Consider the following 22,181-nt stretch of genomic DNA (forward strand, 5'->3'; position numbering starts at 1 on the left):
CACAGTATGTCCAGTTGCAGCGAGAGTACTTCAATGTGGGGCTGTCGTTTGAACTGTTCCTCCGCGCCTTTGGCGAACTGGATATCCTGCACGAGGACCAGGTCAAATACGACACGATGGGCGGCTATGACGTGCTGGTGCTGTTCGACGTCGAACTGCTTCCGCGCAAGGTGGCCGAGCACATTGCGGGCTTTGCGGCCCGCGGCGGCGTCGTCATCGCCGACTGCCTCCCGCAGCTCGACGAGAACCGCCGGCCGCTGGACGTTCTCGGGAGAACCTTTGGCGTCGAAAAGGGCGCAACCGGCCGTATTCCCCGCACTGGGAGCTGGGTGCCGTATCGGGACATGCCGCCAGAGTGGTTTTCCCGCCCCGGGAACGCGCCCGATGAGACGGTTTTCGAAACCGATGTCTTCAGGTCAGACAGCTGGACCGCAGATCCCGCGCAAGGCATGGGCGATTTCCTTGTTGTCAGTCCGCGTGAGAATTCCGTGACGGACGGCGAGGTCCTGGCGCGGCTGGAATCCGGGCGGCCCGCCGTGATACGGCGCGCGGTGGGAAAAGGCTGGGCGTATCTCTTGGGATTCTGCACGCAAGACACGTATTTCAATACCTGGCGGGATGAGAATACGGCACACCGCGAATCGTTGCGCGCGCTCTTTTCGGAATTGACCCGTGCTGCGGGCATACGCCCCCATGTCCGTTCGGCCAACCCCGATATTGAGGCATCGATCCGGGCCAACGAGAAGGAAGGTTTTCTGTTCGTGATCAATCATGAGGCGGCCGACCCGGAAACCTGCGTCGAACTGCGGGATCTCGCGTTTCCGATAGGCAGACTCGTCAATCTGGACGATGACGTCGATTGCCCGGCCGTACCCTTGCCGGATGGCCTGCGCATCGATGTCACTATCCCGCTCGGAGAAGCGCGTTTGTTTCACGTGCTGCCCGGATAGAACAGGTCAGCCGACGACTCTCAGCCGACAAGTCCGTTTTTGTTGTTGTGCCCTGCTTCTCGCCGTTGACCCGGTCTTGAAAACCGCGTCATGCGCCATTCATCATGTCTGGCAGAAACCTTCGTGCCGCGGGCGGGGAGAGAAGAAATGACGGGCGCAATGCTTTGTTGGGTGGCCGCAGCGATGCTGGGGTTGGGCCAGACGGAAACGCACTTCGAAGGGGCCCGGCACGTCTACGAACGCGGCCGGCCCTGCGAACTGCGTCTGAACGCAGCCGATGGCGCGCGCATGCGGTGCGACGTGTCGGGGTACTTTCCTCAGGACCTCGTGGCGTCAGGCGGCGGCGTCGCCTTTGCGATAGACACGGGCCAGTTGCGGCCCGGAGACTATCTAGTCCGCGCGCGCATCGAAAAGGACGGCCAGACTCCCGAAACGCTCGAGTTTCCGCTGACGATCGCGCCGCCGCACGACGCGGAGCGCATGCCCGTCTGGCGTTGGGGCGGCGGATACTCGGACGCGCCGTGGTGGACGCGCCGGGGCTTCACCGGGGCGTTTATCGGTATCGACGCGCCGCTGGAAACGGAGGACTCGCCCGCGTTCCGGAACATGCGCGCCGCGCTCGAAATGGCGGCGCGCTACGATTTCGAACTTGGATTCTATTTTCACCCGCTCATGTCCAAGCGGCTCATCAGCGAAGCGCCGGAAACACGCTGCCTCCTCCCGGACGGCGCCCGGGACCCAGACACCCCCTATCCGCTCGAGCCGAAGGTAATGGACTACGCACAGAGGGTGGCGGAATCGTGGATAGCCGCGTTCACGGATTACCCCGGACTTCGCCACGTCATGCTGAACTCTGAAATTCAGACGCCGTTCTGTCTTAACGATGCGGCGGTGCGCCTGGCCCAGGACGAACTGGGCATCAGCCTCAAGGAAATAGTCGTGAGCAAGTGGGGCCCGCGTGAAGCCGCGCCGGACGAGGTCCAGAACGGCATTATCGAGGACACGAACGCCCGTTACCGGCTTTTGCAGTGGTGGTGGCGGCGCGGTCATGGTACCGCGCCGGTAAACGAGGCGATGCACGCAATAGTGAAGGCGCACAATCCCGATCTTATCACATGGCATGAACCATACCGGCTCGCGCCCGTGCGCGGCTCCCACAAGGGCCTCGATTGCATCGCGACGTGGACCTACGGCTATCCCGATCTCAAGCGGCTGTGCTACACCACCTATTTGCAGGCGGCGGCGCGGCCGGAACAGCAATTAGTGCAGCAGGACATCACGCTGTTCGTCTATGGCCGCTACGTCATGCCCATCGACGCCACCACGGCGGATCTGTCGCGCGATTTCGCCGGAAAGGACCCTTATTTCACGGCAAGTCCGGACTACGCGCGTGAAGCGCTCTGGCTCGTGCTCTCGCAGCGGCCCGATATCCTCTGCTTTTACTCCGCCGGCGCGCTTTCGCCCGATAACCCGGCCAATGACCCCTACTACGCGTCGCCGGAGACCTTCGACGCCATCGGTCAGACCTGCGAAGAGGTCGTGAAACCCTACGGTCCGGCCATCCGCAAGTGCCGGCGGACGGCGCCCGCCGTCGCGGTTCTGATGTCGGCGGCCTCCACGTGGTTTCCGGATAGCCCGCGCCTGCCCGGCTATCCCAATGAGCAGACGCTGCCCTATGCGACGCTACTGATGATGAACCACGTTCCGTTCGACGCGCTGCTCGACGAGGACATTACCGAGGGCGCTCTGGACCGCTACGCCGTGCTTGTGATGCCAAAGGCGGACACGCTGACGCGCGGCATGTACGAGCAGATCACGGCCTTCGTCGAGCGAGGCGGCAAAGTCATCGCTGACGCTTCGCTCCGCGCAACGATTCCCAACGCGCGAATCACCAAGTTCGACTTCACACACCAATTGCGCATGGACGGCACGCGCCTCGCCAGCGGCGATGCGGTCACCGCCGAGGAAGACCGCGCGATCATGGAAGGCTATGCAAGGGAACTCGCGCCCTTGCTCGAGGACGTGTCGCGGCCTTGTGCCGCTGCAACACCGCGGGTGCTGACGAACACGCTGGAAGGCGGCCTTGCCCGTTACCACTTCTTCATCAACGACGACCGCACCTACGGCCCGCGCTTCGGCCAGTGGAAGCTGCATTTTGAGCTCGGGGCGCCTCAGACCGCGGAGGTTCATGTCGTGCTCGATGGTTGCCCCGCGCTTTATGACGTATTGCGCCGCGCTGCAATCGCCTATCGCACCGAAAACGGCGCGGCGTTCTTCCCCATTCGTCTGACTGCCGCGCGAGGCAAGATCATCGCGGCGCTACCGGAACCGATCAACCGCATCGTGGTTGAAGCGCCGTCCCATGCGAAGCGCGGCGATACTGTAACGATCACGTGCCAGGTGTTGGGCGACTCCGGGAACCCCATTCCGGCCGTATTGCCTCTGCAAATTGAAGTGCGCGACGCCGTGGGTCGGCGGATGGACCAGGCTTCGTTTGTGGCCGCGGAGAATGGCGTCCGCGAAACTTGTTTCACGCTTGCGCAGAACGACGCGGCTGGAACGTGGCGCGTCGAAGCGACGGACCTCATCGCGGGCAAGGTTGAGACGGCCTCCTTCGAGGTCCTTCCCTGACGCCGTGCGATAAAGTCGGCGCGCCCTGCACTGTCAGAGGACACCGGAGCAAGACGGTCATTATCACTCGCGCGGACTGCGCGAATCAGCGGCGTCGCCCGCGGGGGTACGGTCTATGCAAAAAAGAAGCGCCATGAGACTGGTGCTGGAAGGCCGGGTTCCTCCGTATGTCCCGTGGTCGTTCAAGTTCACACAGGAAGCCGCCACACTGCTCGCCGCGCATCTCGGCGCCGCCGACCTCGAAACGGCAGTGGACAATCACATCCTCCGCCTCGGCAGCGATGTGGGCTTCTTTGAGCGAACGGGTCCCCACCGGTACCGGGATGTCTTCGGTGTGGAATGGGACCGGTCCGTCGACAAGGACATCGGCATTGTCGTGGGTCAGGCGCTGCCCCGGCCCACGCTGGAAGGCTACCTCTTCCCCGACCCGCTTGACTGGCGGTTCTTCGCGGACATGGAGCGCCGAATTGCGGCGGCGCCGGATCGCTTCCGTGTTTTCGAAATCGGTTTTTCGCTTTTTGAGCGGGCGTGGACCCTGCGGGGCATGGACACGCTCATGACGGATTTCCTTGAGCATCCCGGCTTCGTGCACGAGTTGCTTGGGCGCATCGCGGACTACAACATCGCCCAGGCGCGGAAGGCGATGACGCACGAAATCGATGGCGTGTATTTCGGGGACGACTGGGGGCATCAGCGCGGCCTGATCTTGGGACCCGGCATCTGGCGCGAGTTTATCCTGCCTCAGTTGCGGCGCATGTATGGTGTGGTGCGGGACGCCGGCAAGTATGTTTTCATGCACTCCTGCGGCGACGTCGACGAACTCTTTGACGACCTCATCGATGCCGGTTTGAACTGTTTTAATCCGTTTCAGCCGGAAGTGATGGACGTCCACGCCCTGCTCGATCGGTACCGCGGCCGGCTGACGTTCTTCGGGGGCCTTTCCATGCAACGCACGCTTCCTTTCGGCACGGTGGAAGAAGTGCGCGCCGAATCGCGGCGGCTATTGCAGCACGGCGCCGCGGGAAGCTACGTCTTTTCGCCGTCCCACGCGGTAGAGGGCGATACCCCACTGGCGAACCTGCTGGCATTCATCGATGAAGCCAAGAGCCAGGAAGGCTGGAAGAGGCGGTGAGAGGTCAAGGGGACGAGCGCAAACACGAACAGAGGTAGAAGGACCTCGGCACGAAACAGTCTTCAAGCGCCAGGACGATGCCGGTCCGTCCGGTTATTCTCTTCTTGTGTGGCCGTGAACGGAAGGCAACACTTGGGCTTGGTGTTGCCCGCCGCCGTGGCGGCGCGTTTCGGCTATTTCCTGTGCAAGACCCGTGCGGTGAAGGTAGCGGCAAGGAGACCGCACAAGACGGCCAGACCCGCGGCGCTGCTCACCGGCAGGAACGGGACCACGGTGACCACGGCCACGAACTCCGCGTCCGCCTTGCTCCCGTCGTCATAGGCGCAGCGGTAGACGCCGGAATCGCCCTCCTCGAGCATTACAATGCGCAAGGCGCGCCCCGTGGCACCGGTTATGCGTCCGTCTCCCGCTGGGATAGGCAGGTCGTTGCGCGTCCACACGAACGTGCTGTCGGGCGCGACCGGGCAGGGCACGTACAAGCACATGTTTTCACCGGTCTCATACTGCCCGGTGTAGGACCGGTGGCAGTCCGGAACCTGTCCGCAATCTTCCCCCTCCCCCTCCCCCTCGCCTTCCCCCTCGCCTTCCCCTTCAGAGGGCGTAATGAGGGCGCTGAGCAGTTCCGCTTCCGTAAGCGCGCCGTTGCTGTTCACGTCGAAGAGGTTCAACAGTGCCTGCGAGAAGCCCAGTGGGCGCCGTTTCGCTTCCGTGAGCGTCAGGTCGCCGCTCACATCGCCGTCCAGCGATGCAAACTCGTCCAGCAGATGTGCGGCGACTGCGGACTTGACCTCGGCCTTGCTCAATTCGCCGTCGTCATCCAGGTCCAGGGCGTCGTGGACCGCTTCGGCGAGGCTCGGCATCTTTTCCTGCGCTTCCGCGAGTGTCAGCGCCCCGTCGCTGTTCGCATCGTACATATCGAAGTCCCACAGCAACTCCTCGGGCACGTATTCGGGGTTTCCGGGCACGCTGCCGGGGTCCAGCGCCGCCGTGAGATAACTCTCTTTTTGGCCTGCCCGCGCGCACCCGTGATATTCGGTGCGGTTGCGGAATCCGTCCGCATCGGCATCCCCATACCAGGAGAAGAACTGCTCCGGCCGCTGGTAGTTGAACATGTTCGGCGGCGTAATATCCACGGGGAAGTCATCCTGACCCGCGATGAACGAGAGCAACAGCACGGGCAACAACACGGAATCGATGTCGCCCAGCGTCATGAACCCGGCCATGACCGTATCCATGCCGGGCAGGACCTGCGCGGCGAGCCCGTTCTCACCGCCAAGGTCCGTTTGCATCTGCGCGAGGTTATAGGTCCAGTAGTTCACGGCCGCGTCATGCGAAATGCCGCCGCGGGAAGTGAAGTCGATTGCCGGATTGTCGAGACAAGCCTTAATCAATCCGAACTCGCAGCTTTCGAGCATCGTATTGCCGCGAATGACCAGGTCCTGGAGATCAATATCGCCGCCGTTCGCGTCGCACAACGCCGGATGAAAACTGAAGCCGCCCAGTTCCTCCAGGTAAGGCGTCGAAACGAGGTCCAGAAAGCTGAGCGCGCCGTCAAAATCATCGTCGGCGGGATCCAGGATCGGCTCATAGGCGAACGGGCCATTGTGCGTGAAGTCGCCGTTGCCAAATCCCGCGCCCGTGCCCGGCCCGCCCAGCGGATGCCCGTCGCCGTCGGCGATGGTGTCATTGTCGATCAGGCTCAAATGCGTCGTTTCCGGCGCCGATGCGGCCGTCACGGTCACGGAATACACGGCGCCGGAGCCCGATACGTTCAAAACGGCCAGGGCCGGGCCGCCTTCTCCCTCGGCCGCGAGGAAATCACTCGCGTCCACCCCCGTCACCGGCTGGCTGAACGTTACTTGAAAGATCATCTCTCCCGCCTTTCCCGATGCGGGCGTCATCTCGACCGCGCGCGGCCAGGAGAGCCATTCGGCGACAAATTCGTCCAGGCAGCGGCGCACTATCAAATCGTAGCCGTCCTCCGTGAGGTGAATGTCCCCATCGATGAGGGCTTCGGCGGGGACGAGGTACCGGGGATCGCCCCCCGGCCAGGGGTCGTAGCCCGGGTAATCGCCGGGATACGGCACTGTGAACGGTGGCAACGCGGGCAGCGTGCCGCCCAGTCCGTCCGGCACCTCCGGGACACCGTAGTGATACTGCATCAAACCGAAATTTTGAATGTAGAAGACCCGGTCACGCGTCTCCGCGACCGCGCGTTTATGCAATTCCAGACGCGTAAAGGCGCGCTGGCCCGCCTCAATTGAGCAGTCATCTCTCTGCCGTCCACTATACGTGTAGCCGTAAATGACGATTTTGATGTCGGGGCGTATGGCGAGCACAAAATCCGCCACCTGCGCCACGTTCGCCTCGATAGCCTCAAAAAGGGCCTCTTCCTGCGCCAGCGTCATGGAGGGCACCCATCTCGGAAGACCGTCCATCCCGCGCAAGAAATCATTGCCCCCCAGGCTGATGGCCACCACGTCCAGCGTGGGATGGTTCAGGAGTTCCTGTTCGACCAGCGGCAGGCCAGTCACGACGTAATCATCTGTCGTGGCGCCCATAATCGCTGTGCGGTAGCCCACCTGCCGGTAATGCTCCAGACCGGGATAATCCTGCAGGGCCTTATCGAAGGACTTCAGAGCCTGTGGAAAGCCCGCCCAACTGTCGCCTACCAATAATATGCGCGGGATGGGCGCGCCAGGCACATAACCTTCGGCAGCGGCAAGCGGGGGGACCAAGGCCAGTGAAGTGCCGAGAAGGACCAGACACGTGAACCGCGAACGCATACAAGAACCTCCTTGAAGGCAGATTAGGAGACAGTGTGGCCATTGCTAACGAATTCACTATAACCAGGAAATCCAATGAATTCAAACCTCCCTGGGTACAATGGGCCGGGTTCACCCCATTTTTTCTTGGCTTGGATGCACGATTTCCAGGCCGCTCGAGATCATACGGTTTTCTGCCAACGAGGGTCCCGACAAGTGCCACGTAATGACCTGCGCCCCTTCCTTCGTGGCCTGGTGCGGGGGGGTATCCGCGCGTGGCGAAGACCCGGGCCACGGGGAATTTGACACTGCGATACGCGGCAGGGCATACTATAGGAAATGTAATCGCCGCTGATGAGTAGCAGGCCGACCTCAGTCTTGTCGTTCTTTCTACGCAGAATCACCTCTCAGTACGGATACTCACCTGTGTGTTGTTTCCCACTTGGCCGGTGTGCAGCGGGCAACCCGCGATCCTGACCGAATACCGGCGGAACGTTGTAGGGAAACTATTCTCATGTCGTTTGAAACTCTGTCTATTGATCCGCGCTGTCTCAAGACGCTGAAGTCACAGCGCATCACCGAACCGACGCCAATTCAGGCGCGGGCCATCCCGCTCGCGCTGGAAGGGCGCGACCTGGCGGCCGTCGCGCAGACGGGCACGGGCAAGACGCTGGCGTTCGCGCTGCCGTCGCTGGCACGTCTTGCGCAGGCGCCCGCGGGCCGCAACAGCATGCTCGTGCTCACGCCGACGCGCGAACTGGCCGTGCAGATCCGGACGGTTATCGAGCCGCTGGCGCATTCGATTGGGCTGCGTACGGCGTGCATTTACGGCGGCGTCGGTTTCGGAGCGCAGGCAGATGCGCTGCGCCGCGGCTGTAACATCATCGTGGCGACACCGGGCCGCCTACTCGACCATATGTCGCGTGGGGGCGTGAACTTCCGCGATCTGCGCATCCTCGTCCTCGACGAGGCGGACCGCATGCTGGACATGGGGTTTCTGCCGGACATCCGGCGCATCCTCGCGAAATTGCCCGCCGAGCGGCAGACGCTGATGTTCTCAGCGACCTTCCCTCGCGAGATCGCGCGGCTGGCCGCGGACATGCAGCGCAACGCGGCACGCATCGAGGTCGGAGCCATCGCGAAACCCGTCGAGACCGTGCGGCAGCACATATACACGGTGGCGCAAATGGGCAAGACGCCTCTGCTCTCGACGTTGCTGCGCGGTAATGGCGTGCGCTCCGCTCTGGTGTTTCTGCGCACGAAGCACCGCACGGACCGCGTGGCGCGTTCGCTGCACAAGGAGGGATTCAAGGTGCAGTCGATCCACGGAAACCGGTCTCAGAGTCAGCGCCAGCAGGCGCTGGACGGGTTCCGCAAGGGCCGCTACAACGTGCTCGTGGCAACGGACATCGCCGCGCGCGGGCTGGACATCAAGGGCGTCAGCCACGTCATCAATTACGATGTGCCAAACAACCCCGAAGAGTATATCCACCGTATCGGCCGCACGGCGCGCGCGAGCGAGACGGGCGACGCTATCACGTTCGTGAGCCCTGACGAGTGTGTTGCGCTTGGCAACATCGAGAGCGCGCTGGGCGTGAACCTGCCGCGGGTGCAGTGGGAAGGCGCCGTGCCGGTGGTGTCGGTCTTTCAGAAGGCGAAGGCGCTGCAAGCTCCCGGCCGGAATGGCCAGGCGCAGCGCAAGCGGCGCTTCTTCCGGCGGCGGTAGTCATTCAGAATTGCGCGGACGATACCCCCGTGCCGCGCGGCTCTGCGCGCTTTCTCATCAGTCGCTTTTCAGGATCTGCATCCCGATCGCGAGCGCGCGCACGACCGGCGCCTCCTGACTGGGATATCGCATGAAATCGGCGTGACCGTCCAGGTACAGGACGTTTGCGCCGCCTGGGACATGATTGAAATCAGCCGCCTCGGCCGAAACGACGTCGAACATCACAAAGAGGCTGCTCTGCGCCTTTGCCGCGGCCGCCGGGTTATTGATGTCCGAGATCATAAACCGCTCGATGCCTTCGCGAAGGCGGTACACCGTGTCGCCGCCGCCATTTCCGTGCCCTGCGAGGCGCGGAGTTGTGGTATCGCGGTCGAGGACTGGCATCGGGCCGAGAACGAAATCCGTGATGTCCGGGTTGGTGATGTGGTTTATCATTTCGGGCGACGTGTAGATGGCAAGCCACTGCTCGACGAATTGCACCGGGATCTGTTCATGTTCCGGAATGACGAGATCCGGCTGAATCGCCAGAAACAGAGGCCGGTACGCCTCGACGTCGACCATGCAGAAATCGTACGCGCCGCAGCGGTCATAGGCGAAGCCGAGATAGACGTATGAGTCATCAGCGCGCCACCAGCGATTGTGCAAACCCTGGGGCCAGCGATCGATCAGAATGGACTGTCCCAGGCGTTCCGGCGCAAACAGAGCGTCGTCGCCGTTCGCGGCGTCGTAATACATCTGCTTGAGCGTGTGACTGGCGCTCGAGGGACACACGTAAAGCGCGGGGTCATTGATGTATTCCGGAAAGACGCCGGGGATATAGGGAAGCGTAATGAGACCCGCCGACCCGGGCCGGTAATGTTGTATCGGCGGCCACAGTTCTCCGGGCGCCTCATTCGCGTACATCTTCAGAGCGAGCCCCCACTCCTTGAGATTGTTCGCGCAACTGGCGCGGCGCGCGGCCTCGCGCGCGGGCCAGCGCCGGCAACAGAATCGCCGCCAGGATGCCGATGATCGCAATGACCACCAGCAGTTCAATCAGCGTGAAGCCTTGCTTCCCCCGCATGACCGGTCCTCGCCTTCGCCGGATTGCTCGCTCCGGCCTCCTTGATATAGCGCTGCCCGCTGCCTCGCTCACTCAGGCGTTGCCCTCATTATACAGCACGTACAGCCCGTCCTTGCCCGGAACGACGATATCGAGCCTGCCCAACCCACGCAAATCAGCCAGGGTGGAAAAATTGCCGCACCCGGTGGTTTCGCGCGCCTCGCCATAGATGACGACCTGCTTGGCGAAGCCTTCGCCCGTCCATTTGAAATAATAGATGCCATAGGGATCGAAGGCGCCGGGGTCGCCGTCACAATGGGCCCGGTAGCGTTTTCCCGTTATGAGTTCCGGCCGCCCGTCGCCGTCGATGTCTGCCCAGTGCATGTCGTGATACTGCGAATTGAACGGGTCGATCGGATGACGAACCCATTCGCGCCAGCCTTCGCCTCTGCGCCGCTGCTCAACCCACTCCAGCCCGTACTCATGACCGCCGCCCACAATCAGGTCGTTTATGCCGTCGCCGTTTACATCGGCCACCAGAATGGGCACGCTTGACGATGGAAAAAGCTTGAACTCGGGATGCCAAATCCATTTGCCGGCCCAGGGATCCGCGGGCGCTTCGAGCCAGCCGTGGTTCAGAACCAGGTCGATGCGCCCGTTGCCCGCAACGTCGCCCGCGCCCAGCCCGTGCCCCTGCGGGCCGTCGAAAACCCGGTGTGCGGTGAATTGCCCCGTGCCCTTGCGCCGCGCATCGACAACAAGCTTGTAGACGACGAGGGGGCCGTTGGGCGTATTCGGAATGACTTCAGGGACTCCGTCGCCATCGAGGTCCCACGCGCGCGTGGTTTCGATGTTGCCCGTCTCGGCGATCACATGCTCCGGCCATTCCTTTTCCGGGTCGCCCGGGTTCTCGCGCCAGCGCAGCGTGTTGCCCCACCAGCCGCCGGTGACGAAATCGGTGAACCCGTCGCCGTTGACGTCGAACGGAATCGTCGAAAAGTCATCATAGTACTCGTCGTGAGCAGCGACAGCGCCAATTTTGTGCTTCTTCTTGAAATCCGGGCCTTCATACCACCACGTCCCGGACACAATATCGGGAATGCCGTCATTATTTACATCGAAGACTCCTGCCGATTCGTAACGTTCATCGGCGATCAGCACTTTGCGAAACCGCAGCGGCATAAGGAGCGCCTCCCATGTTGGACACCCATCAAGAGCCTACATGCACCGCCCTGACATTACAAGACCGGGGCGGATCTTGTGATAGAATAGGCTCACGTATTGAAAGGGACGCCATGCGAAATGCTCATGTTGCGGGGGTGGTCTTTTTGTTATACACGGGGGTTGCCGCCGCCTGGGGCCCCGCCACGCACATGTACATCGCACAGTGCGTTGCCGAAAGCCAGCACGATGACATACTCTTCGGGGCGGCGTTGCCCGACCTCAACGCGACGCTGTCGAGCCAGCCCCAGATTGCGAGTGCGCTCAACAGGCTGACCCACTTCGAGGCGGACCTGCTGCCGCCCTCGTATCTGGCCATCGGCATGGTCACTCACAATGGCGACTGGGGCGCCGATTACTACGCGCATATTTTCTTCCATCCGGAAGACCCGGATTCCGCTACCACGTACTCGTCACTCAAGATTTCGGAATTCCGCAGCGTTCTGGGCGTCACGTCCGGTCAGGCGGAAGACCTGCTCGAAATGACCATGGACTACCTGGTCCGGATGGACAACGGACCGCAAGTCGGCAATTGGATTGTGCGCAGCGCGCGCGCCTTCGGCCCGCATCAGGAACAGATGATGGTGGACGCTTTCGCGCAACCACTCTCGGACCGCGTGCCCGGCCTTGCGCTCGAGGACGCCGAGAGCAACATCCGTACCGCCTGTGCGGCGTTCAAGTTCCTGACGGATACCTTCGGCATTCAGTTACAGCGTGAGGATGAAGACATCGCGTCCGCCATCCCGCCGCTGCTTGCGCGATACATGCACATCGACGAAGAAACCGCAGCCACCTATTTCGAATATGCCGTGGCCGCCTGTCAAGAGGACCATCAAGCGGAATTGGACCGGATCTGCGCGAACATTCGCAGCCGGTTCGCGGATATGCCCGAGTACGAAATGCCCCTCGGCCCTGGCGCGGCCATTCTGGTTGCGGTCTTGTTATTGGCCTGCGCGGCGCGCAAATTGCGGCGCAATTCGGGCCGGCACGCGTGAAAACACGGTTCACCCGTTTCTATCTGTTGTGTGTGGTCATGGGGGTCCTCGTATCGCAGGCCGTCGCTGAGCCGCGCGTCGATGCGGTCTTGGATGTCGCGCCGGTCTGGCCGGGCCATCCCGTCGGCTTCTGCCTGCTCACGCGGCCACCTTACCAGTTCGTGGGATTCTACGACGCGGAACGCCGTATGACCGTGGCGCAACGCAAGCTGGACGACACGGCATGGCAATTCACGATATTGGATGAGCAAACCGGCTGGGACAGCCACAACTACGTGACCATCGCGCTGGACGCCCAAGGTTTTCTGCATCTCTGCGGTAACATGCATTGCGTCCCGCTCGTTTATTTCCGAAGCGCGAAACCTTTCGACGCGGCGTCGCTTCTGCGCGTTCCCGCAATGACTGAAAGTGAAGAACAGCAGGTCACCTATCCAAGGTTCCTCGAAGGCCCGAAAGGCGAACTGGTCTTCACATACCGCGACGGCCGCAGCGGCTCCGGCAATCAAATCTTCAATTCCTATCACATCGAGACAAAGACGTGGCGGCGTTTGCTCGACAAACCGCTGACGGACGGCGAGGGCGCCCGCAACGCCTACTTCCAGGGCCCTGTCCCCGGTCCCGATGGTTATTTCCATCTTTGCTGGGTGTGGCGCGAATCCCCGGACTGCGCCACCAATCACGACCTGTCTTACGCGCGCAGCAAGGACCTGGTCCATTGGGAACACAGCGACGGTACGGCGTACACACTGCCAATCACGCTGGCAACCGCCGAGGTGGTCGACCCCGTTCCTGCCGGCGGCGGCATGATCAACGGTAACGCGAAACTGGGATTCGATGCGCGTGGGAGCGTGGTGATCGGTTACCACAAACATGATGAACGAGGGTACACGCAAGCCTATGTGGCGCGGCGTGAAGTGGACGGCTGGCACCACGTCGTGGTCAGCGACTGGCAATATCACTGGGATTTCAGCGGCGGCGGGAGCATCCCCTTCGACATTCGCATAGGCGCGCCCAAGACCGCGGAAGACGGCGGCCTCGTACTGCCGTTTAGCCATAAGCAGTTCGGATCGGGCCGCGTGCGTGTCGATTCCGAAACCCTGCGGCGCATCGAGGTGCTGGGGCCGGAAGAGTCCCGCATTCCGAAGGGCTTGAGCCGTGCGCAATCGACCTTTCCCGGCGTGGAAGTGCGTTTTGAAGAGGATTCCGGTCGCGCGGAAACCGGGAACATTTCGTACTGCCTCCGCTGGGAGACTCTCGGGCCGAACCGCGACCGGCCCCGCGACCCGCCTTGGCCCGAGCCGACAATGCTGCGATTGTATCGTTTGGCACAGTGAGCGGCGCCGCGCGCCGGGACACGTGCATCGGAATCTCGAACCCAGGCAGAGAGTGGCTTATACTCTCCCCCTCTGGAGCATGTGGTGTCTTCACTCCAATCGATGCACCCTGGAGAAGTGTAATGTCGGATTTGCCGGGCGAGCCGAGACGACGAGCCGCGTTGTCCCTGTTGGGCCTGATCGTGCTGCTCGGGCTCGCCCTGCGCATACCGGGGCTGGGATATAGTATTTCGCCGGATGAGGCCTATTCCCTCGAGTGCATCGTGCGCAGGGGTCTGCGTGCGGTCTTCCTGGGACCTTACGTGAGCGGCAATCACCTCTTCAGCTCCTTCACAGGTTGGATAGCCTTCTCTATCTTCGGCGACGAGGACTGGGTCATTCAGTTGCCGCCCCTCTTCTTCGGCCTTGCGACCATACCGCTCATTTATGCGGTCGGCGCCGCGCTTCTTCGCGACCGGCGCGTCGGGATTGCCGCGGCTTTGCTCCTGGCCTGCGCGCCTTATCACATCGCTTATTCAACGAATTTCCGTGGCTATGTGGCCGAAATGTTCTTCGCGCTGGCAGCGCTGTACTTTCTCTACAGAAGCCTCCAAGCCCCCAGACTCCCGCGTCTGATCGGTTTATGCCTGACAGCCGCCCTGATGGCCCTCAGCCAAGTGTCTTCCTTGCTGGTCGGCGCCGCATTTAGCATTGCAGTCGGCGTGATCCTCGTCTGGGCACTGGTCCGGAAACGCTGGACGGGGCCCGCAAGCGTGTCGGCGGCCCTCCTTTCGGGAGTTTCAGGCGGCGTCGCGCTGGCGCTCGTCGACATCGCCTATTCGCCGGTTTTCTCGCTGCACCGCGGCGTACTGAAGCGCGTGTTCGACGGCCAATGGTCCAAGGACATGCTAGGTTTTCTTGCGGGCGCCGAACATCAGGAATGGCACGCCTTTGACCGATACACGGAGACTATTACCGGCCTCACCGGGCCATGGTTCTGGGTCGCGACAGCCTTCGCGGCGGCGGGTCTGGCGGTCTGCCTGCTGCGCGGGCGCTGGGGATCCGCAGTATGCGGGGTGGCCGCAGGGGCGCCGATTGCCGTGGTGTACGCCCTCGGGATTAAGACAGAACCCCGCTATCTGATGGTCTTAATGCCGGTCTTTCTGCTCGCATTGGCCGCGGGAATCGTTGTGTTGGGTATGACTGTGCGCTTCTTGTGCGAGCGCGTCCTGCGCCTGCCCTCGCGGTTGGCTTATGCCAGCGCGTGGACGTGTTTCCTGGGCGCGACCGCCGTTTTCTGCATGGCAACGGCCCCGCTGTACCTGCGCGAATTCCCGCGCGGCGCTCCCAAACTGGCCTGCGTGTCGATGGACACCAAACCGGCTGCGCGATTCCTTGCCGAGGCCGCCCGCGACAACGATATTATGATGTACCACCGCAAACAGACATGGCCGATCGAGCTTTACCTGAATCGTTATGTTATGCCCAAGCTGCAGCCCGTGATCCCGCTTCCCGCCCAAGTGCGCCTGTGGTACTTGTGCGGGCCGGGCAACGAGGAGCATGTCAAGCGGCTGCGTGTGCGCTATCCAGTGGAACTGGCGGCGAGTTTTCACAATTACTTCGTGTACGCCGCCGATATTTCCACGCAGGCGCTGCGCAGCGTTGCGCTGCCGCCGCTGCAATTGAACCTGCACGGAGCAGGCAATAATTGGTTGTCTCCCTGGACCATGACCGGCATGGCCGACAGCATGAGCCTCTTCGTCGGCGTGGATGCCGACAAGCCCGACACGCCGGTCCTGCAAGTGTCCGGCGCCGTACCCGAAGTATCATGGGAATTCCTCACCCCGGCCACACCTTGCGGACCCGATGCGCCGGTGGTTTTCCGCGTGGAGGCGGATGCGGAATTCGAGATGCACACGACCGTCGCACTGTTGCAGTTCTTCGACGCTTCGGGAAGCTTCATCGAGGAGCATACGGCGCCCGTGCCCTGCGGGAATGTGCCGCCAAGACCCACAACCTGGCGTCAATTTCACGTAGCGACGTTAACGCCCGAAAACGCCGCATCTCTGGCGGCAGGCATCCGCATCGCGCCGTTGACCCGCCCTGGTCGGAGAGCGGCGTTCCGCAATTTTGCGTTGTGGACCGAGGTCCCACAACCATCGCGCGTTCCATAGCGCACCGGGAGACCGTCCATCGTGCCGCGATTACACCTCAGGTTGCCGAAACTGAGGACCTGTGCGCTCTTGTTTGTGTCCTGGTGCGTGATTCCCTTGTTTGCGCTGGTTGCGGTCGAGCTGATGCTGCGCGCCGCGGGCTACGGACGTTCAACCAAGCCCTTCCAGATCGCGCGCATCGACGGCAACGAATACGCCGCGGTCAACATGAATTTCTTCGAGCAATTCATCCCCATGTGGCCGAACCGACTCCGCACAGAGCCTTATGATGTGGTGATCCCCGTGCGCAAGAGCACCAACACGTATCGCGTGGCCGTTTTCGGCGGCTCCGCGGCGCTCGGTTACCTCACGCCTGAGTTTGGATTCTGGCGGCACCTGTACACGGTTCTCGAGGCCAAGTACCCGGATGCGAACATCGAGGTATACTGCCTGGCCTGGAATGGCATGAATTCGCATGTTATGCGGCTCATGGCGCAGGCCTGCACCTTCCTCGATTTCGATCTCTTCGTGGTGTACATGGGCAACAACGAGTTCAAGGGCACGCTCGCGCTGATCTACGACCTGGATTCGCCCTGGTCCAAGCCGATGCTGGTCAACGTGTACGCCTATCTGTCCAACCTCCGCCTGGTGCAACTCGTAAGCAAGGGCCGCGCGGTCTGGGCGGGCCGCCCTGACACCCTGCAGGACTGGATCGCGCACGCGGCCTGCTCCTCGTTGCAGGACCCCCGTCTGGAGAGCGTTTATCGCGCGTACGAATACAACGTCGAACGCATCTGCGAAGCGGCGCGACGCTCGGGAACGACTGTGCTGTTGTGTTCCGTGGCATCCAACCTGCGCTCTTGGCCTCCCACGGGCTCCGAACATGCGCCAGAGATGACCGGCGAGGCCACTCAGGCATGGGACGCGCACTTCGAGGCCGGCAAAACGCACGAAGCGGCGCAAGAATATGCCGAGGCCGTCGCGGCGTATGAACGCGCCGCAAGCATCGACGATGAGTTTGCCGAACTGCAATTCCGTCTTGGAACCTGCAAGTGGGCATTGGGCCGCTATGAAGAGGCTGGGGAACATTTTCGTCTTGCCCACGAACAAGACCTGGCGCTGATCCGGGCGAATGGCCGTATCAACAGCATCTTGCGCGACATCGCGCTCCGCCGCAAGGACGATGGCGTCCTCTTCGCGGACACCGTTGCCGCGCTCGCGGACGCAAGTCCCCACGGCGTTCCCGGAGAAGAGATGTTCGACGACTTTGTACACCTGACGTTTGAGGGCAACTACCACTTGGCGCGAGCCGTGTATGAGAGAATTGGGCCGGAAATGCCGGAGTGGCTGAAGCCGTTGCGCGTCGGCGGAGACGCCGCCCCAAGCATCGAGGAATGCCGCCGTCGTATGGCCATGACTGCCGTGGAAGACCGTTCACTGGTGGAGAACAGCCAGTCGCTCGCAGGTTTTCAACAGTCTCGACAATTGCAGGTGCGGCTACAGGACATGAAAACGGCATTGGACCATGAGCTTGAGGGGAAGGATGCGCACCGCATGACGGCCCAGGCCTGTAAAGCAGCGCTCGCGATCAACCCTGATGAATACTTTGTGCGCAGGCGTTATATCCAGTCACTGATCACTTTTGCCGACAGTCCAACCGTAGAAGGAGAAGCACAAACGGTTCTTGACCTGTATCCACACCAATGGGGCGCACGATATGACTTCATTCGCGCGTTGGAACGTGCAGGAAAGTCTGAAGAAGCCCGGCGTCAGGCTACGGCGCTGACCGAGATTTTCCCCTTCCATGCGGAATCCTACTTCGCGCTCGGCGAGTTACTCGTCCGGGGCCAGTTCTATGAAGACGCGCTCGCAGCCTACCGGAAGGCGGCCTCACTGAAACGGGTCAACGACCTCGCCCGCGTCGCAGAGGCAACGGTGCTTGAAGAACTTGGAGACACGGACGGCGCCATCCGCGCATTCACGAGCGCGGCAGCAGTAGGCCCGGAATCGCCCACGGTGTACACGCAACTCGATGAAGCCTTACGCAAGTATCGTACCCCGCCGGACCGCATCGCCGTTTGGACGGAAGTCGCGCGCGCGCAGCCGCGCGTGTTCGCCCCGGCGTTCCGGCTGGCGCAGGCCTGCGAAGAAGCCGGGCAGTTCATCGAGGCCGTGGCTGCTTTTCGCAAATCTGTAGGCCTCCAGCCGGATTTGGACGCGCGGCTGGGCTTGGCGCGTTGTCTGATTCAGGCAAAAGACAGTAACGGGGCCATACCCGTGCTGCGCGACATCCTCAAGGCGCAACCCGGTCAAGAAGAAGCAAGCGTCCTGCTAATAAGCGCTTTGCAGCAATCCGGCGACATTGAGGCGGCCCATGAAGAAGCACGGAATTTCCAGGCGTCCGGCGGCAAGCTGCCGCAGTCGCTACAGGAACAACTCTCAGGCGTTGCGGAGGCAGGGACGTAATCCAAGCGTCTGCGGTCATACCTGAGGGCACTAAGCTGACGGAGTATCCGGCTCGTCAAACGCAATTTCGATCCGGGCTCTCTCGTCTTTCCACTCGAATTCACAAATGTAGACGCCCTCGTCAATCCGCGGCAAATACGGGGTGGTCATTACGCCAATCTCGCGTCTGGCCAGGACCACCTCCCCGTCCTCGTCCGCAATGCGCAGGAAGAAGGGGCGAATGCGCTTGCCAGACTCGCTGTCCACCAGGTCAAGCATGAGGCCGGTTCGCGAACCGGAAACCACGGTCAAGGCCCTGACGGCCGCGTGGTTCAGTTTCCGCTCGATCCCTCCCACCGGCGGCAGTCTCATGGCGTCGCCCCGGTCGCGAAGCGCGCGGACTACCAGTACTGGTTCGAGCTTGCAGGAGATATCCGAGACGCCCATCGCGCAGGTAAGCAGTCTGCCGGCCAGCGAGAACGTTGCATGGGCGTCGGCGCGCCGTTTCAGCCGCCGCGTCCCTTCCCGGATGGCGTCCGTAAAGAGCGGCCTCAGGTACGCAAAATGCGCGGCTGTCTCCTCGGGCGTCCAGTCCGGCAACCCGTTGAGCGACCTCTCTTCTCGAATCATGGGCACACCTCACTATCGAGTCGGCGCCTATTAAGGGTCGAGCTCATTCTCCAATTTCTTTCGTATGCGGGTCAACGCCACGTCGACCGCATTGCGGGTCTTGCCCAAGGATCGGGCAATGTCATCGATGCTCCTGCCTTCATTAAAACATTGTCGCGCTATCTCCCGTTGTTCTGTCGTGGGCAGTGCTTCAATGGCCGCCTCCACCTCGCTCACCGTGACCGCGTAATGCTGCTTACCGTCCTGGGCAAGCCTGCGGTCACTGAGTCTGACTTGTGCTATCGAGATGAATCGGGCCTTATGCCTGCGTCTGACGGCCTTCCTCGCAACGGAGATGGCAATCTTGCGGACCATGCCAATAAGATAACCCGGCCATGGGCGTTTGAGCGCGTACTGGGGACGTCTATTCCACAGTTTGGCAAGCGCCGTCCAGGACTGCTCGATGATATCCAGAATCTCTTCGCTTTGCCCGGTTCGGGCGCAGTGGACGGCCTCCTTTTTCACCTCGTGCACCGCCAGCGTGAAGAATCTGTCTTCCGCGTGGCTGTCGCCGACGTAGGCCCGCCTCAGCAACTCGCGCATGTCTTCTTCTTGATACACACCATCCCCTTCCGTACACGCACAGGTGGACCGAAACCGCTCGAAGTCCCGTGGAGACGCCCTTCCCCGGTTATGGACGCAGACGACAGGGCGTGGCGCAGACGGTTCCCTTCCGCAACTCCGGGCGCTATACTACCCGGAAGCGGGGCCGCGCTCAATCTGGGGACTGCGCGCAGGCAATGCGGGGAACCGTCGTCTGGAGGATGAAAGATGGGGCCGCGCCGGGGCGACTAAGATTGCGTGTTTGGGTGAAGAACGCTCGACGGACGGCGGAGGGCCGGCATGGACGCGCGATTCATCGTCATACAGGAACTGCTCGAGGCGCTCGAACAGGTGAAGGGGCGCGCCGCAGTCGGACTGCATTGTCTGCATTGGATGCCCAGTTCCGGCACCTCAGGGCACGTGATTTCAGCCCGCGGTTTCACCTATGCCGGAGACCAGCAGTACCGACGGGACCCGCCTCCCCGGAAAGGGCCTCACACGGACAATAGCAGGAAACCCTCAGGCCAGCGTGACGGTGCGTTGCGCGAGGGCGAGCATGGCGCTTTCGAGGTGTGCAGCCCGGTGGACGGGAGCCTGTTTCTGTTCAGCCTCGGGTGCGGCGGTACCTGTTCGTGTATTGTGCCTTCCAAGGCCTACCCCGACAACCGCGTCTGCCGCGGCGAACCCCGGTGGTTTCCGGCGCGCGAGCTTCTCGAGGAGGACGCGCTCGCTGAGGGAGACTGGCTGGTAAGAGGGCCTGCGACCGCCGTTACGGGTCACCTGGAATATCTCCTGGCGATTGTCACGCGGGAACCGGTGCGCCTGAGGCTCTGCGACCTGCATGACGGCCTGGTGGAAGACCCGGAGGCTGCGCAAGAGGGCGCGCGCTCCGTGGATGGGGAACTGGCATGCGAATTGCTCACCCCTGCATTGTTCTCGTTGCCTGCGCATTCCTGGGAGTACGGACTGCTCGCGATGGAGGTCCTGGGACATGCGGGCCGGGAATCATGAAAAAAGAACAAGCGACAGTGTGACCCTGGAAACACGTTTCCGGCCGCGGGTGAAAGCAAACGCATCGGAAACAATCGCGAGGGAAGACAACAGATGAGACTTGTAGTGCAGGACATAGACCCGGCGCCGATGGTGCAGTGCGCAGCCAAGACCGCGGGGCGCAAGCCTGCGGCATCGGTTACGGTGAAGGTCTATCCCGTGGAGATAGGCTTGTTGCAGAAGGATGGCCGCTGGCGCGTTGTGACCGATGAGGTCATCCAGTCTGTGACGCTGGAGTCACAGGACACGCTCCTTTGCGTCCCGCGCGAGGCCGAAATACTGCTGCACTGCACGGAATTTGCGTTTGCCAACTCGGAGCGCCCGTGTGGCGATATGGAACTCTGGGCGCCGGTCCGGTTTCTCGGAACAATCTCCGAATGCACAACGCTGCTGAGCCGCTTGGAGGCTGCCGATGAGACGTCGCTGCTGCGCGCGCTTGCCTGCGGTTTGCTGCGGGCGCTCGAAGGTCCCTTGACCGCCCGTCTCGGAACACTGGATTATGCGCGACAGGCCGAAACGCGGATTACCGCCGCGTTGAGCGAGGTTCTGACCGCCGACGAGGTAGTGTGCGGCCTGAAGCGGCATGCAGGGCTGGTGTTTGTGGAGCCGCCCCGCGTCCGTCGCGTCCAGGAGCCGTGGTTGGACCTGGCTTACCTTAAAGAGCGGGAACGTGCCCGAAAATCAAGGCCTGAGCGGTGGGAACCGGCATTGCCGCTCAACGGCGCACATCAGGCAGGCCCCAGCGCGGACAACGCGCGCACAAATGCCCTGATCGAGACCCTGCTAAGCAAGAGCAGCCTGCTCGAAGCAAGACTGGATAGCGCCCTGCGGCAGTTGCAGGAATGGAAGGTTTCCGGCGGCAGCGGCGCGGACGGATTTGCACTTTCCGCCGTGTGGCGCGCATACAACGAAAACGGCAGCCGCATCCTGCCCATCCTAGGCCATGTCTCGACGCTGCCTTCGGGCACGCTGCTCGACGTGGCCGTTCTTGTCAATCGGGACGCCTACGTCTATGTCGTGGTGCGCGAATCCAGCGGGCAATGGCGCTTGCTCGTTCCGGATGCGCACGGACTGATGGGTATTGAGCGGGACCACCGTCAGCGCGGTGGTATTGCCGTGGTGTGGCCGGGCGTGAATCGCCGGGTCCCCGACCTCCCGTTTTGGATGCTGCACGGGCAGGCCGGCCTTGAGCGTGTATACGTCATTGCAAGCGCGGAGCGCATCGATTTGGATGTTTTCCACAGAGAAGACGCCATGGAGCGCCTGATTGCGGAAGCGCGGCCACTGGGCCGGGCGGAGGGTCTGTCGGCTTACACAGAACGCGAAGGCGAGTCCGGCGTTGACCACATCACGTTTCCTGACGCGCTGCTGGGCAAGGACCGCATCGTTCATGAAACCCTGATCAGACATGTGTTTCGGGGCGTTCGCGGTGCGCCGTCCGAGTCGGGGACTCCCGCCGGCTCGCGGGAGGGTGGCGCGGAAAAGACCGAAAGAAATCGTCAGTCCAGAGCGACTAATCCGGTAAAGCGAAGATCGGGAGCATAGA

The 22,181-nt window shown here is 62.2% G+C and carries 16 protein-coding genes; 10 read left to right on the top strand and 6 right to left on the bottom strand.

Annotation, left to right across the window (positions count from 1 at the left end):
- The 3 genes from KA184_00725 to KA184_00735 all read left to right on the top strand — a co-directional run.
- Positions 1-950 (top strand): hypothetical protein (locus KA184_00725; protein MBP8128073.1); only part of this gene is annotated, 950 nt, incomplete at its 5' end.
- A gap of 147 nt (positions 951-1,097) precedes the next feature.
- The gene (locus tag KA184_00730) at positions 1,098-3,581 is read left to right on the top strand and encodes a hypothetical protein (GenBank protein MBP8128074.1); all 2,484 of its coding nucleotides are present in this window, start codon (positions 1,098-1,100) and stop codon (positions 3,579-3,581) included.
- 115 nt (positions 3,582-3,696) lie between these two features.
- Positions 3,697-4,713 (top strand): uroporphyrinogen-III decarboxylase-like protein, encoded by a 1,017-nt coding sequence (locus KA184_00735; GenBank protein ID MBP8128075.1) that lies wholly within the window; start codon positions 3,697-3,699, stop codon positions 4,711-4,713.
- Positions 4,714-4,886: 173 nt separating this feature from the next.
- Here the strand turns inward: KA184_00735 and KA184_00740 are convergent, their stop codons facing one another.
- Positions 4,887-7,499, bottom strand: coding sequence for a hypothetical protein (locus tag KA184_00740; GenBank protein ID MBP8128076.1), 2,613 nt, complete (start codon positions 7,497-7,499; stop codon positions 4,887-4,889).
- Positions 7,500-7,992: 493 nt separating this feature from the next.
- Here KA184_00740 and KA184_00745 point away from each other — a divergent pair, with 493 nt between their 5' ends.
- Positions 7,993-9,204, top strand: coding sequence for a DEAD/DEAH box helicase (locus KA184_00745; protein ID MBP8128077.1), 1,212 nt, complete (start codon positions 7,993-7,995; stop codon positions 9,202-9,204).
- Positions 9,205-9,261: 57 nt separating this feature from the next.
- On the opposite strand, the gene KA184_00750 is transcribed toward KA184_00745, so the two are convergent.
- From KA184_00750 to KA184_00760, 3 genes are all read right to left on the bottom strand, one after another.
- Positions 9,262-10,107 carry a hypothetical protein gene (locus KA184_00750; GenBank protein MBP8128078.1) on the bottom strand — a complete coding sequence of 282 codons (846 nt, stop codon included), beginning with the start codon at positions 10,105-10,107 and terminating at the stop codon, positions 9,262-9,264.
- On the bottom strand, positions 10,094-10,267 hold the full coding sequence (locus KA184_00755) for a prepilin-type N-terminal cleavage/methylation domain-containing protein (GenBank protein ID MBP8128079.1): 174 nt from the start codon (positions 10,265-10,267) through the stop codon (positions 10,094-10,096). The genes KA184_00750 and KA184_00755 overlap by 14 nt, the downstream gene beginning before the upstream one ends.
- 72 nt (positions 10,268-10,339) lie before the next feature.
- Positions 10,340-11,428 (bottom strand): VCBS repeat-containing protein, encoded by a 1,089-nt coding sequence (locus KA184_00760; GenBank protein MBP8128080.1) that lies wholly within the window; start codon positions 11,426-11,428, stop codon positions 10,340-10,342.
- A 113-nt stretch (positions 11,429-11,541) separates the two neighbouring features.
- Between KA184_00760 and KA184_00765 the strand changes: the two genes are divergently transcribed.
- From KA184_00765 to KA184_00780, 4 genes are all read left to right on the top strand, one after another.
- Positions 11,542-12,462, top strand: a complete 921-nt coding sequence (locus KA184_00765; GenBank protein ID MBP8128081.1) for a hypothetical protein — start codon at positions 11,542-11,544, stop codon at positions 12,460-12,462.
- The gene (locus KA184_00770; GenBank protein MBP8128082.1) at positions 12,459-13,796 is read left to right on the top strand and encodes a BNR repeat-containing protein; all 1,338 of its coding nucleotides are present in this window, start codon (positions 12,459-12,461) and stop codon (positions 13,794-13,796) included. Before KA184_00765 ends, KA184_00770 begins: the two co-directional genes overlap by 4 nt.
- 122 nt (positions 13,797-13,918) lie before the next feature.
- A complete protein-coding gene (locus KA184_00775) occupies positions 13,919-15,949 on the top strand; it encodes a glycosyltransferase family 39 protein (GenBank protein MBP8128083.1) in 2,031 nt (676 codons plus the stop codon).
- Between the two features lie 21 nt (positions 15,950-15,970).
- On the top strand, positions 15,971-18,394 hold the full coding sequence (locus tag KA184_00780) for a tetratricopeptide repeat protein (GenBank protein MBP8128084.1): 2,424 nt from the start codon (positions 15,971-15,973) through the stop codon (positions 18,392-18,394).
- Positions 18,395-18,424: 30 nt separating this feature from the next.
- Here the strand turns inward: KA184_00780 and KA184_00785 are convergent, their stop codons facing one another.
- Positions 18,425-19,003: a hypothetical protein gene (locus KA184_00785; GenBank protein MBP8128085.1), complete on the bottom strand. Its 579-nt coding sequence runs from the start codon at positions 19,001-19,003 to the stop codon at positions 18,425-18,427.
- 30 nt (positions 19,004-19,033) lie between these two features.
- A complete protein-coding gene (locus KA184_00790) occupies positions 19,034-19,603 on the bottom strand; it encodes a sigma-70 family RNA polymerase sigma factor (GenBank protein MBP8128086.1) in 570 nt (189 codons plus the stop codon).
- A 282-nt stretch (positions 19,604-19,885) separates the two neighbouring features.
- Here KA184_00790 and KA184_00795 point away from each other — a divergent pair, with 282 nt between their 5' ends.
- Positions 19,886-20,596, top strand: a complete 711-nt coding sequence (locus KA184_00795; GenBank protein ID MBP8128087.1) for a hypothetical protein — start codon at positions 19,886-19,888, stop codon at positions 20,594-20,596.
- 93 nt (positions 20,597-20,689) lie between these two features.
- On the top strand, positions 20,690-22,180 hold the full coding sequence (locus KA184_00800) for a DUF4384 domain-containing protein (GenBank protein ID MBP8128088.1): 1,491 nt from the start codon (positions 20,690-20,692) through the stop codon (positions 22,178-22,180).
- Position 22,181 lies beyond the last annotated feature (1 nt).

The sequence above is a fragment of the Candidatus Hydrogenedentota bacterium genome (assembly GCA_018005585.1).
GTDB lineage: Bacteria > Hydrogenedentota > Hydrogenedentia > Hydrogenedentales > JAGMZX01 > JAGMZX01.